The organism is Streptomonospora nanhaiensis (genome assembly GCF_026642255.1).
Classification (GTDB): Bacteria; Actinomycetota; Actinomycetes; order Streptosporangiales; family Streptosporangiaceae; genus Nocardiopsis; species Nocardiopsis tropica.
This window is the reverse complement of record NZ_CP113264.1, coordinates 3,002,502-3,016,223: the sequence shown is the minus strand read 5'-3', so window position 1 is coordinate 3,016,223 and position 13,722 is coordinate 3,002,502. Positions and strand designations below refer to the sequence as shown.

Genomic DNA, 13,722 nt, shown 5'->3' with positions numbered 1-13,722 from the left:
GGAGCGTGACCACCCCGTTCGGCCTATTGCCTGACGTGCTGCAGAGCACAGGCTATGCGGTCGGCGGTTCCGCCCGACGGCTTCCGGACGACTTGAGCTCGGCGGCCCGCTGCTGGGTGGTCCGGCGCTCGGCCTCGCGTCGGACCGGCCGCCGGATGAGCTGGTACGCCTGCTGGGTCGCGACCTGCTTGAACAGGCGGTTGACGTCGGTGTCGTCGAAGTAGCGGACCATCAAGGCGTCGTTAGACGCCGCCTGGTCGATAACGATCCGGTCGAGGTCCTTCTCCAGTTCTCCTCCGAAGACGTCCTGGTCCTGGTGCAGGGCGATAGCCCGGAGTTCGGGGTCCTCGCTGACGGCGACAACAAGCTGGCTGAGCAGGATCTGGTCGGCGGTGGAGAGCCCGGTCCCGTACTCGTCGTTGACGGACCGGATCAATTCGGCCAGCGACATCTCCTCCGCCTCGGCCACCGCTCCGGCGGCCTCGGCTACCAGGCCGGACAGTACCTGCGCGCCCGCCGCCTCCAGGCGCAGCTCCGGGGTGCCCGTCTGAGCGATGCGCATGTGACTCGGTGCTGTCGCGCCAATGTCGGCGCCAGCGCTGCGATCGGGCGCCGGCAGGCGGCGCAGCAGGAAACGCCCGTACTGGTAGAGCCGTTCCAGTTCGAGATTCTCAAATCCGATCACGTGGGAGAGCCAGCCATACGCCTTGGTGTAGGAGTCCAGGGCGCGGCGGAACTCGGCAGCGGTGTCCGGTTCGGTGGCATTGAGGGCATTGAAACGGTCCAGGGCGGGCTGCAGGTATCCGTAGAGGCGGGCGTGGGCCTTCATGATGGCGGTGTCGGTGGCCGAGCCGCTCTGGAAGGCCGCGAAGTACGCGGTCACGAAGGCGTCCATCTCGGCTTCTACCAGGAGCTGGTAGGACATCACCTCGCGTTCGCGGTCGAACAGGAGGTTGGGGTCGGTGGGCTCACTGACCGACCCCTCGTAGTACTGCTGGAAAGCCTGCTCGATGTCTTCGGGCCGGTTGGCGAAGTCGAGAATGAACAGGTCCTCGGTAGTCTTGAGCCGGTGGGTGCGGTTGAGCCGGGAAAGCGTCTGCACCGCGGCCAGCTTCACCAGGATCTTGTCCACGTACATGGTGGTCAGCAGCGGCTGGTCGAAGCCGGTCTGGTACTTCTCGGCGACGACGAGGATTCGGTGCTCTGGCTTGGGGACGGAAGGCGGGTTCGGGTCGTCCGCGCGGGTGTAGCCGAAACGTGCCGACAGTTCGCGTTCGGGGAAGCCGTTGAGCTTGGCCTCGGTGTACTCGATCCCGTCGAGGGTCAGTGCCCCGGAGAACGCGACCAGGGTGCCGCAATCGGTGAAGCCCCGCTGGTCGATGTAGGCCCGCATGGCCTGGTACAGCCGAACGGCGTGGTCACGGCCAGAGGTGACCACCATCGCCTTGGCCCGGCCTCCGAGGCGCGGGCTGGAGTGTGAGCGGAAGTGGTCGACGATGATCTTCGCCCGGGAGGCCATCGAGGCCTCCGACATCAGCGCGGCCCGCACCAGCTTCGAGCGGGCCTTGCGCGGGTCCACCTGCTGCTCCGCCTCTTCGGCGGCAGCTTCCTGGAGCTTGAAGTACGTGGCGTAGGTGATGTAGTTGCCGAGCACGTCGAGGATGAAGCCTTCCTCGATGGCCTGCCGCATCGAGTAGGTGTGGAACGGGCCCTTCTCCTGCTCCCCCGAGCCGGGATTGCCGTAAGGGGTACCGAACAGGTCGATCGTCTTCGCCTTGGGAGTGGCCGTGAAAGCGAAGAAGGACAGGTTCGGCTGCTTTCCTCGTGCCAGGGCCGCGGCTGTCAACGGGTCGCCGTCCTCGTCCACCACGTCCGAGCCCAGACGTCCCAGCGCCTTCTTCAAAGCCGCCGCGCTCTCTCCACCCTGTGAGGAGTGCGCCTCGTCGATGATCACCGCATAGCGCTGGCCGCCCAACCCCGCGACCTTGTCCAGGACGAAGGGGAACTTCTGCACCGTGGTGATCACGATCCGGGCCGTCGGCCCTGTCAGCGCGTCCGCGAGCTGCTGGGAGTTCTCGTCGATCCGCACGACCACGCCAGCTTTGTGGTCGAACTGGTAGATGGTGTCCTGGAGCTGCTTGTCCAGTACCCGCCGGTCGGTGATGACGATGACCTTGTCGAAGACCAGCCTGTTCGCCCCCAGGCCGGAGGCGAGTGCAGCGGGCGCGATCTGGCCAGGATCGTGAGAGGTGTGCAGGCTGGACAGGTGGTGCGCGAGCCAGGCGATGGTGTTGGACTTGCCCGAGCCAGCGGAGTGCTGGATCAGGTAGTTCTCCCCCGCCCCGTGGCGGGCCGCGTGCGCGATGAGCTTGCGCACCGCATCCCACTGATGGAAACGGGGGAAGATCAACGGCTGCGTGTGCGCGCTGCCCGGCTTGTGCGACGGCGCCCGACCGGCCTTCGCGGCGGCATCCTCCACGTGCAGGAACCGCTGAAGCAGTTCCAGCCAGTTGTCCCGAACCCACACCTGGTCGAAGAGGTAGGAGGTGGGGTACTTCCCATCGGTCGGGGCCGGGATGTTGCCCGCTCCGCCGATTTGGCCAGGGCCACCGGAGCCGGTGTTGAACGGGAGAAAGCGAGTGGCGTCGCCAGCCAGGCGGGTCGTCAGAAAAGCCAGCGTCGGATCGACCGCGAAATGGACCAGGCTGCGCTTGGCGAAGAACAGCTCCTTCGGTTTCCGGTCGCGGCGGTACTGCCGCTTGGCGTCCTCGACAGTCTGGCCCGTCAGCCCGTTCTTCAACTCCGCTGAGGCGACGGGGAGTCCGTTGAGGAAGAACGCCATGTCGAGGCTGTCGGTCGGGCGCGCGGCGGAGTAGTGGAACTGGCGCACGAAGATGAGCCGGTTGGCGTCGTACTCGTCCAAGGCGCCAGAGGCGAGGGTGTGAGCGGGACGGAAGTACGCAAGCTGGATCTTCACGTTGCGGTCATTCACACCCCGACGCAGCACGTCCAGCAGGCCGCGCGAGTCAATCTCCCGAGCCACGCGCTTCGCGAACCGACCAATGGCCTGCTCTTCATCCTCGCCATAGGCGTCCCGGAGCGCCAACCACGCGTCGTTCTGCGACGCACCAAGGAACGCGGCCAGCTCGGAAGTGTCAATGCCAAGCGTGGGGTCGTAGGTGTTCGACAGCCCGCGCTGCCAGCCGCTGCGCAGCAGCGCCGCTTCCACGGCGTTCTCAAATGCTTTCTCGGTGTACACGCGGGCATCGTTCATCTGGATCCCCCTCAGAGGCCGTGGTCGTGCGCGGGGCGGGCGGTGGTGACGTCGAGCTGGCCGGTTACGGCAGCAGTGATGAGTGCTTGGCGGCGCTCGCCGAGGAGTGCAATCTGCCTGGCGCGTGCTCCCTTTTCGTTCTCGATCCCAATGATCTGATGCTGGATCTCGTCGGCTATCGACTGTTGCTTCCGAAGCTCAGGGATCGGGACTTTCAAGTCCCTCAGATCGGGAAGTGAGAGCTGGGTTTTCGTGCCACCATACTGGCTCCCAAGAAGAGAATCTTGGATGAGGGGGGACGAGAGGAGGTAGGCCAGCCACCTCCCAGACACAAGCCGGGAGGGGCGGAGCAAGCAGACATGCTGACTGATATTCGCCCCTACGACGTCCTGATTCGCTAGGCATACCCATCCAGTATTTGCACCGGTAATACCAACGAGAACGTCATCAGAGTGGATCGTGGATCGGCTAGACTCCGCCAATGCAGACGACGGAGGTTCAACATAGGCAACCGAGGTGAGTTTCGGCTCCGTGGAATCACGCCACAAGTTAGCACTCCGAAAGAACATGTTTCCCTCGACACCGATATAATCACTCCACCCACGCGGGCCGCTAGTCACCAAACTAAGGAAGTACCCCAACCTCACCACACGATCTTCGGGGCGGCAAGTTGCAGCAAGTACCGCCCGTCGGCGGCTGGAAAGCAATTCGTCCTGAGAGCGCATTTTTTCCATGAGGTGGTCAATCCGAGAGGTCTCGGCGTCGAGGAAGCCAGCGATGCGGCGCTGCTCCTCCAGTGAAGGAAGTGGAACCGGAGCCTCTCCAAGGCGTTCACGGTTGAGCTCGATTTGATTTGTTGCCCCTACGACAAGGGCAGCATAGACGTACTCCTGGAACGGCTGAGACACGAGCCAGTAGTAGGAGAATCGGTGATGCAATGCGCGATGATCTGCGCGCGCAATCGTTACATGACCATCCGCCATACATGGGATTCCATCCGGAGATCCCATGAACTGACCTACTCGGCCCAACGTTCCCGTCCCGGTGGAGTTTATAATCACGTCTCCGGGCTGCAAGTAGCCCTTCAACTTTCGCGGGTCCCCCGAGAATGTGTGGAACCTTGTCCGAGACCAATCCAACCCACTCGGTTGGTTGGCTGCCTGGCTCACAGCACGCACGGACCCGTCGTCTGCGTAGTCAGGAGCTGATCCTCGATTCAAGACTGTGGTGACGTGCTTCAGGGGAGAAGAAGACCACCCACTGGGAAGCGACGTGCCGAGAACGAAGGTCACTTTGCCACCTCCCCCAGCAAGGCCTGGATCTCGGCCTCCAGAGCCTTCAGTTCTGCATCGATCTCCGCGAGCGGCCTCGGCGGCGTGTAGACATAGAAGTGGCGGGTGAAAGGAATCTCGTACCCCAGCTTGAACCGCTCCATCTCCTTGGTCTTCGGGTTGCGGGTCTCGGCAATCCAGGCGTCCGGGACGTGCGGCAGCACCTCGCGGGCGAAGTACTCGTCGATGTCCTCGCTCAGCGGGACGTTCTCGTTGTCGCGCAGGCCCGGGTCAGGCTCGGGCTTGCCCTTAATAAGCTGGACCTCGCCTTCTGGGTCGGTCACGCCCACCGCGTCGCGCAGGGCCTTCTGAAACGGCGCGGTGGAGGGCCACAGCACGCCGCCAGCCACCATCGCCGTCCGCATGGCGTCCCATGCCTCAGCCTTGGTGGACCACTGCGATCCAAGCAGCGGCTTGAGCGCGGCCAGAAACAACTCGACCGCCGCCTCGCCCCCAACCGCCTTCTTCGCAGCGGCCGATGCACCGAACTGAGCGAGGCTGTCCTCGGTCAGCTCGAAGCGGAGCTTGAGAGGCCGGTCCACGGTGATGCGCTGGTAGCCGAAGTCTCGGTTGGAGAAGACCTTCACCCGCCCGTGATCCGGATGGTTATCGTCACCGACAATACTCAGCGCATCGCGATAGATCGCACAGATATTTCCGATCTGCTCCCGCGTGATCTCCTTGCGCTTCTCACCGAGGGACTTGCGCATCTTGGACCACTGGTCACGTGCGTCGAGCAGGATCACGCGGCCCTTGCGATCGACGGGCTTGCGGTTAGTGACGATCCAGAAGTATGTAGAAATGCCGGTGTTATAGAAGAGCTGATCCGGAAGGGCAACGATCGCCTCCAGGTAGTCGTGCTCGATGATCCACCGGCGGATCTCCGACTCGCCCGACCCTGCCCCACCGCTGAACAGCGGGGAACCGTTGAAGACGATGGCCAGGCGGGTGCCGCCGACCTCATCGCCCGCCGCGTCCTTCTTGAGCGGCTGCATCTTGCTTATCATGTGCTGCAGGAAAAGCAGCGAGCCGTCGTTGATCCGGGGTAGGCCAGCGCCGAAGCGGCCGTCGAATCCGCGGTCCTCGTGCTCCTGGCGGACGGTCTTCTCGACCTTCTTCCACTCCACACCGAAGGGTGGGTTGGCGAGCATGTAGTTGAAGGTCTCTCCGTCGTGGCCGTCCTGACTGAAGGAGTTACCGAAGCGGATGTTCTTGGCGGTATGGCCCTTCAGCAGCATGTCGGAGCGGCAGATAGCGTACGACTCGGCATTCAGCTCCTGTCCAAACAAGTTCACGCGCACGCGCGGGTTCAGCTTGCGGATGTGTTCTTCGGCTGCCGAGAGCATACCGCCGGTGCCGCAGGCCGGGTCGAGGATATTGACGACCTGGCCCGCCCCCGTCAGCCGGTCGTCGTCCGGGGCGAGCAGCAGCTCGACCATCAGCTCGATGACCTCGCGCGGGGTGAAGTGCTCACCGGCAGTCTCGTTGGAGGCATCGGCAAACTTGCGGATCAGCTCCTCGAAGACATAGCCCATATCGTGGTTGTCCACGGCTTCGAAGCTCAGGTCCAGGCCAGCGAACTTCCGCACCACCTGGTAGAGCAGGTCGGCGTTGTCCAGGCGGTCGATCTGGAGTTGAAACTCGTAGCGGTTGATGATCTCGGTGGCCTCCGAGGAGAATCCCCGGATGTAGTCTTTGAGGTTCTTCGCCACATTGGCCGCGTCGCTGCTGATCGATTCGAAGGTCTGCTCGGAGAGGTTGTAGAACTTCAGCTTGGAGGCTGCAAGCAGCAGTCCGTCCTTGTTCTCTCCGGTGTAAGAGGCCGCCCGGTCCCACACCGCCTGGCGGGTCGGGGCCATGACGCAGTCCAGCCTGCGCAGCACCGTCAGCGGCAGGATGACCTTTCCGTACTCCGAGCGCTTGTAGTCACCACGCAGTAGATCGGCCACCGACCAGATGAAGTCGGCCAGGTCCTGGTTCTTGCTCAAAGCGTCCTGTCCTCTCGCCCTACTGCGGCGTCTCTGTCGTTCGACGTGCTTTGGTGTTCAGCGTTGGCGCCGTCAAAGGCTGGCAACGGATCGAGTGCACCTTCGGTGAGACCGTCACGGGCGAGCCTCGCAGCCCGGTCGCCCATGCTGGCAAGCTCGGCGAGTTCTCGCTCGAACGCGCCCAACAAGCGAAAGGCGTCGCCGTAGCGGTGCTGTCGCTCAGCGTCCATGCGGGGTAGGCGCGCCGCCTGCACGTCCGCTCGGAACGTAGCCGAGGAGGACGTGCTACGACGGGCGTTCGCCGCGCTATTGGCGAATCCGCGTACGTAGTCGGGATCCAACTGGTCGCTGGCGGAGACGAGCTCGTCACCATCCAGGCTGACCAGGCCGGCGGCCAGCAGGTCACTCACCGCGATCGGGACACCATCGTCCAGGGCGTCGGCCCGGCCACGTGGTGGCAGCTCAGGAAGTAGCGCCCGCAGACGGCTCAGGCGAGTGTCGAGATCCTCGCGCAGCTTGGCGTACTCCATCGCGTAGTCGGGTTCCGGCTCACGTACGTAGCGGCTGGGCGTGAGATCCACCTCGTTGTCCAGCAGATCGATCAGCGGCACCTCCGCAACCTGGTGCGGCTGAGGTTCCCACGGTCCGTCCGGGCTGTTGGTGCTGAGATCCACCATGCGTACGGTCCCCGCTGCCTGCCCGGGGCCAGAGGGACGGCTCAGCAGCCACAGGTGTAGCGGAAGTGCGTGGCTGGCGGCGAGGCCCGGCGGTAGAGCCACCACTGCGGCGACACAGCCGCGGCGCACCAACTCCGCCCGAATTCTGCGACCAGAGCGGCGATGGGCGACCGATGCCGGCAGAACCACCACGGCGCGCCCGCCGGGTGCAGTGTGGTGGTAGCAATGCTGAAGCCAGGCGAGTTCGCTCTCCCCTCGCGAGGGCACACCCATCTCCCAACGCGGATCGACGAGCAACTGCTCGCGACCCCAGTCAGCCACGGTGGTTGGTGGCTCGCACACGACCACGTCCGCGCGGAGATCGGGGAACGCGTTGGCCCGCAATGAGTCGGCCGCCACGATCTGAACCGGTGCCGTCGCCCCGGTGGCGGCCAGGGCCGCGCGTACCCGGGCCACGCGCGTCGCTTCTATGTGAGTGTCTTGCCCCAGCCTGCTACTAACCGCACCACCGCCCACTGCAACAAGAAGGGAGCCGATGCCACACGCCGGGTCGAAGACGGTCCCAGAGGTCTCACCGGCGAACTCTCGGACAGCGCAAGCCAGCCGCAATGTCGAGGCCCCGTCCAACGCGGCGCGTGCGGTGGACTCCAGCAACCGGGCGACCAGGCCCTCCATGACCTCGGTGGGCATTCGGTCGGCGATCAGCCCGTCCACCGCCTCGCGGGCGGTCTGGTCGGTCAGCTCGTCCACATCCCCTCGGAGATGTTCTCCTACAGCAGCCAGCGCCTTGACCATTTCCTCGCCGTAGGTGCCGCGCAGTGCCTGCCAGAGCCGGACCTCCCCACTGACCTCTCGCCCTTCGCGCTGCCCTTCCAGCCATTGCTGTACCTCGGCGAGCGAGAACAGGGGACTCGCCGAGGTGCCGCCGACGGGTGCGGGAAAGTCCGAGCGGCGCCTGCGCCAGTTGGACACCGCAGCGCGCGTCACGCCTGCTAACCGTGCGATCTCCGCAGCGGTCACCATGGCATCGGATACCTCGTTTCCTCTGCCCATGGCTCGAACGTACACGAGTAGCATTCTGATCGCCAAGTTACATTCAGTTGACGGCGCTAACAAGCTCCCATTCGCTGGGTGTCACGCGCCAGAAAAGCTGACACACCACCCAGCGCCGAGAGGAGGTCCGGGCAGGAGCACGAAGTCACGCGGATCGAGGAGAACGACCCCGCGGACACCGACCTCCGACACACCCGGGACCGACTACCAAGGCTCTGATCCGCCTCGAGCGAGAAGTACCAGATCCCGTGACCGCGCGACCGCAACCGCGGACATCCGCTCCTGAGCCTCCTCAAGGTACGACCCACCCGGCACCCGCACCGCTTGAACACCGAACCAGAACTCATGACCACCACTTCCGGCCCCATTCTCATCCCGGAAAGCTGTGTTCGGAGAAGGATGAACAACGGGAGGCGATCCCGAAATACACTGCAGCCTCCACCAACCTCAGTACGAGACAGTCTCCATCAGAAGGGCTGAATCACCTTCAGATACTCGCCAATGAACGCGTGCATCTCGTTCCGGTGGGCAGACACGAAATCGGTGAGCAAGAAAAGCTTGCCATCAGGACGCACATAAGGAGATTCACACGGAGGCCCCAAGACCTGTTGTAGATGATCATCCTCAAAGAGCTGCAGCCGGCTTACTCGGGGAGCGGCGGCACCGAGCTCCATATCAACCAGAACATAGCGCAGGCCCAGGAGTTCCAGCAGCAGGGGGTCGTGCCGCCACACTTCACCGTAGTGGTGGTAGACGGCGTAGTGGTGCGCATCAGAGAAGACCATTTCGATGCGCTTCATCAGGTCCGGACGGTATTGGCCGTCCCAGGCCAGGGCACCCAGGGTTATCCGACGTAGACGACTGGAGTCCCAGGCCAGCGCCGATATGCTCGGCGTATATAGCTCGAAGGGGCGTTCTGGGTCAAGCAATCCCCAGAAGAATGTCTGCAGCAGATCACAGGGGTTGTAAATCGAAACGCGCACGTCCGTGAGATCGGAGTCCGCCGAGATCTCGGCGAACCATGCACGCATCAAGGCGGACCAGTCCTCGTTCCCGGCCAGGGGCTCAGACGCTTCCTTGGTGAAGGTCGCCCAGCGCGGACGGACTCGTGGGTCGGCTGAGCCTCGGAAGAGGACTTGGGCTTGGCCATCTCGTCCCGCCACCGCGTCGTAAAGGTCGCGATCTGTTAGGGCATCCGAGGCAGCATAGGCACCAGTACGGCGTACGTCTCCCATCTCCCAAAGCGGGTCCTCCAAGAGTGCAGAGAACTTATCGGGTTGTCCGATTTCAATCGTGACTGCCAGGCTTCCGCCGTTGTTGATGTGGTGTGAGGCACGATACTCAGCCACACAGTCGTGATAACTCGCCGGAACCTCGTAATAAGGATTATCCTCGTCACCTTCGTCCGGGACGACGTCCAGGCCAGCCTGAAGCTCGGCCAGGTCAGGGTTGATCCTGCCGATCGCATAGTAGAGGGCGTGGTTTCCGACGACACGATCGTGTTCGGCCACCCGATCAAAATCGAAACCGACCAGGTTCTGTGCCTGCGCTTCCTCGGCCAGCTCTACGATGCGCTCCCAGCCACGGTCGCGACCCTCGGGGGTTTCGTAGAAACAGACCATGTGGACCTGCGTGGGGTGATGCTCGAAGGGTTCAGGCAGGAGTTGCACAGTCTCACACGAAAGCACGCTTCCGTTCGGGCCGGTAGTGATCTTCTTGCCCCGTAGGTCGTGTCCCCAGTCTCTGGCCAAGTTACTCACCGGGGTCAGGAGGTCATGCCAGTCGCTAGAGACGATAATGCTTCGGATTCGGTCCTTGCGCACAGACTTTTCACGACGCAGGAGTTCGGTGTATTTGGTGACCTCGTTCAACGCCTGCCTGGCGCTGTCCCTGGAGCGTTTCAGTTCGATGACCACCCATATCTTGTGGTGGTCCCTAGCAAGGATGTCGATGAATCCTCGGGCGCCAGTGGAGTTGGGTAGGTAGTACTCGACCTTCTCCAGACGGAGGCCCTCTTCGATCAAGTCGAGATGAACTGCCAGGTAATCCCGGATATGTTTTTCATGTGTATGCATCACAAAGAGCTTATCGATACCCGTGGACGGCTCCACAGCGAGGGATCAGTAGCGGATACCAACCATAGTCGAGTCCTGCCTTAAGAGCTCATCTCGAAAGTCCTGCGAGGTGGCTCTGAGCCTGGCATGATCACGTGCTGTGAGCGATGTGTTGCCTGACGGGCTCTGGGAGATCGTCCAACCCCTGCTGCCGCCGGCCCCGAAGACCGGCCGCCCCCGCGCCGACCAGAGAGCGGTCATGACCACCGTGCTGTTCCTGGGAGAAGGCCGACGGCCTGTTCGGCGTCACCCGCGCTACCGCCCACCGCTGGTTCCAGACCTGGACCGAAGCGGGCGTATGGCCCACGATCCACCGAGCTGTTCTGGACGAACTGGGCAGAAGGGCCCTGCTGGACTGGTCCCGCGCCACCGTTGACTCTCAGTCGATCCGCGCCAAGAGAGGGAGAGAACACGGGGCCAAACCCCACCGATAGGGGCAAACCCGGCTCCAAGCTCCACCTGCTGTGCGACAACCAGGGTCTCCCGTTGACCTGCGCGGTCTCCGCGGCCAACGTCAACGACATCGAAGCACTCCACCCCCTGGTCCGGGGCGTCCCTGCCGTGCGCTCACGCCGAGGCCCCCGCAGGCGGCGTCCGACCAAACTCCACGGCGACAAGGCCTACCACTCCAGGGGTCAGCGCCGCTGGCTGCGCGAACGCGGCATCGGGGTGCGCATCGCCCGCCCCGGCGTCGAGTCCTCACAACGGCTGGGAAGGCACCGGTACAAGGTCGAGCGCTCCATTGCCTGGCTGGGCTCCTACCGCAGACTGAACGTGCGCTGGGAACGCAAGGCCTCCACCTTCCTGGCCATGCTCGGCATCGCCTGCATCCTCATCTGCTACAAGCACCTGACCAAGCACAGCGACGACTTTTGAGATGAGCTCTAAGGGCTACTTCCAGGATGTACTGATGAGGAATCATCGCTGGTCAAAAGCCTTTGGACTTGATCTTCCATGACGCCTCACTGGTCAGACCGGGGTGTTCTGAGCTGACCGGATGGTAACAACCCTGGCGCGAGCATGGCAATGTCCTGGTTTGCTCGGGTCAGCGCCGGAATCCAAAGATCCCGGAAAATGGTTCCTCACCTTCATCGGTGCAGGACAGAGCCGATCAGGTTGGAGCGGAAAGCGCCCGCAGCCGGTCGATCGACGCAATCAGCAGCCCTGTCTCGTGCCGGGTGTGATGGAGGCTCTGGCATGTACCGGCTTCGGTGGAGCAGTGTTTTCGAATTCTCAGGCCACGGTGCTCGGTAGTCTCTTCTCGAACTCTACGGGTGTCAGCCAGCCGATCGCCGAATGCCGCCGTTGCCGGTTGTGGAAGATCTCCAGATACTCGAAGATCGCGTTGGCCAACTCCATGCGGGTCCGCCACCTGCGCCGATCCAGCAACTCGACCTGCATACGCGACCAGAACGACTCGATGACGGCATTGTCGTAGCAGTCCCCGATCGATCCCATCGAGGGCACCAGCCCGGACTCCTTGGCCCGACGCGTGAAGGCCCACGACCCGAACTGCACGCCATGATCGGAGTGAATCACCGTCCCCGGGTGTGGTTCACGGTTGTCGATGGCCATCCCGAGCGCGTTCGTGGTCAACGCCGCCGTAGGCGAGGAATCGATCGCCCACCCGACCACACGCCGCGAGCACACCTCCAGCACCACCGCGCAGTACACCTTGCCCTCCCGGGTGGGATGCTCGGTGATATCGGTGACCCACAGCTGATCCAGGCCCTGGCGGGCGAACCGGCGATCCACCAGGTCGGAAGAGACCAGGTCCGGACGCGCACGCCGCCACTTCGGGCGGCCGGCGATTCCCTTGACGCCGGCCCGGGACATCAGCATCGCCACCGTCCCATGCCAGACGCGTAGTCCACGGCCCAAGGTGGGTTCGGCGTGCACACGCCGCACCCCGTAGACGCCATTGGATGCGGCGTGGATCTGGCGGATGGCGTCGGTGAGCAGCACATGCCGGACCGAGCGGGCCGAAGGGCCGCGGTCGCGCCAGGCGTAGAACCCCGACTCGGACACCCCCAGGACCCGGACGGCGACCTGGACCGGATGTCCCTCGGTGGCCGTCACCGCGATCGCCTCGAACCGTCTTTTGGGGGCACCACCTTCCCCAGCAGCTCACTGGCCCGGCGGTGGATGGCCAGTTCGGTCTCCAGTTCGGCGATGCGCTTGTTGGCCGCGGCCAGCTCGGTCTTCTCGGTGCTGGTCAGGCCCGGGGCCAGGCCTTGGTCGATGCGGTCCTGGCGCCGCCAGGCATAGACCGTCTCGGTGCTGAGGTCCAGATCGTGTGCCACGTCCGCGACGCTGCGTCCGGCCTGGACCAGGTCCAGGACCTTGCGGCGGAACTCGGCGGGGTATCCACGACGTCCCACGATGCCCTCCTTCAAGGGTCACGTGGTCCCAGGATCCAGAAAACCGACTCCGAAAAACGCAGGACACACCATCTCGATCCGCCCGGCGGTGCCCTAGTACTGGCGGGCCGCCCCGGCCGACTTCGTGCCTTTCTTGAGGAACCCGGTGTCGTCCAGGACCAGCACACCGTGGTCGGGGTCGCCCAGGGCCTGCACCACCAGATCGCGGACATCGTCGCGCGCACCGGCGGTGTCCCAGGCGTAGAAGTTCAGCAGGCGCTGCAAGCGCTGGGGGCCGTGCTCGCCGGTCATCTCGGCCAGGGTCCACCCGTTCTTGCGCTCGAGTTCGCTGAGGAGTCCGCGCAGGTAGGAGGTGGCTTGGCGGCGGAGTTCGATACGGGGGAAGCGGTGCGCGAAGGACGCGGTGAACTCGGAGAACGACCGAAACCAGGTCCCGAGATCAGTGGTGGCCACACACGAATACCTACCGTTTGTGGCCACCACATCGCAAACTGTCGTTGCAGTACTAATCCGATGGTTACGTTCGTCCCAGGGAAGCATCGAAGTCGATCTTGTCAGCGGTACGACCAGAGTAATCGCATCATCGGACGTCTACGCGCGCCGAATCCGATGCCGATCTTGGCCGGCGATGAGAGACGCTCGACGAGCACATGAGACGCATGCCCGGTCCTCTGTCTCCGCAGCCGAAGGCCGCGTTCCTTCACCAGCCTCCCCCAGCGGTCCTTGCGGTCGAACCGACTGGCGATCTGCCTACCCGGCGACAGCACACCTGTCTCACACTCGCGGTCCAACGCCCATGACCGAGCCCGAGCCGGGAAAGGGGCAAGGGCTCGTTGGAACCGGCTTCCACGTTTCCACCGCCCCGAAGGGATCGGAGGCCGAAATCCGGAAGCGGCGTTGATCC

At 63.8% G+C, this 13,722-nt stretch carries 5 protein-coding genes and 4 pseudogenes; 1 reads left to right on the top strand and 8 read right to left on the bottom strand.

Annotation, left to right across the window (positions count from 1 at the left end):
* Positions 1-52: 52 nt before the first annotated feature.
* From OUQ99_RS13005 to OUQ99_RS12985, 6 genes and pseudogenes are all read right to left on the bottom strand, one after another.
* Positions 53-3,274, bottom strand: a complete 3,222-nt coding sequence (locus tag OUQ99_RS13005) for a type I restriction endonuclease subunit R (protein WP_267949700.1) — start codon at positions 3,272-3,274, stop codon at positions 53-55.
* An 11-nt stretch (positions 3,275-3,285) separates the two neighbouring features.
* Positions 3,286-4,257, bottom strand: a complete 972-nt coding sequence (locus tag OUQ99_RS13000) for a restriction endonuclease subunit S (protein WP_267949699.1) — start codon at positions 4,255-4,257, stop codon at positions 3,286-3,288.
* Positions 4,258-4,344: 87 nt separating this feature from the next.
* Positions 4,345-4,566: pseudogene (locus tag OUQ99_RS31680) on the bottom strand (hypothetical protein); the annotation flags it as partial.
* Positions 4,563-6,593: a type I restriction-modification system subunit M gene (locus tag OUQ99_RS12995; RefSeq protein WP_267949698.1), complete on the bottom strand. Its 2,031-nt coding sequence runs from the start codon at positions 6,591-6,593 to the stop codon at positions 4,563-4,565. The pseudogene OUQ99_RS31680 and the gene OUQ99_RS12995, both read right to left, overlap by 4 nt.
* Positions 6,590-8,323: an N-6 DNA methylase gene (locus OUQ99_RS12990; protein WP_267949697.1), complete on the bottom strand. Its 1,734-nt coding sequence runs from the start codon at positions 8,321-8,323 to the stop codon at positions 6,590-6,592. Before OUQ99_RS12990 ends, OUQ99_RS12995 begins: the two co-directional genes overlap by 4 nt.
* A gap of 467 nt (positions 8,324-8,790) precedes the next feature.
* Positions 8,791-10,398: an endonuclease NucS domain-containing protein gene (locus OUQ99_RS12985; RefSeq protein ID WP_267949696.1), complete on the bottom strand. Its 1,608-nt coding sequence runs from the start codon at positions 10,396-10,398 to the stop codon at positions 8,791-8,793.
* Positions 10,399-10,537: 139 nt separating this feature from the next.
* Between OUQ99_RS12985 and OUQ99_RS12980 the strand changes: the two are divergent.
* Positions 10,538-11,313 (top strand): annotated as a pseudogene (locus OUQ99_RS12980) (IS5 family transposase).
* A 357-nt stretch (positions 11,314-11,670) separates the two neighbouring features.
* On the opposite strand, the pseudogene OUQ99_RS12975 reads toward OUQ99_RS12980, so the two are convergent.
* Both OUQ99_RS12975 and OUQ99_RS12970 read right to left on the bottom strand, forming a co-directional pair.
* Positions 11,671-12,818 (bottom strand): annotated as a pseudogene (locus OUQ99_RS12975) (IS3 family transposase).
* A gap of 96 nt (positions 12,819-12,914) precedes the next feature.
* Positions 12,915-13,271: pseudogene (locus tag OUQ99_RS12970) on the bottom strand (transposase); the annotation flags it as partial.
* Positions 13,272-13,722: the final 451 nt, after the last annotated feature.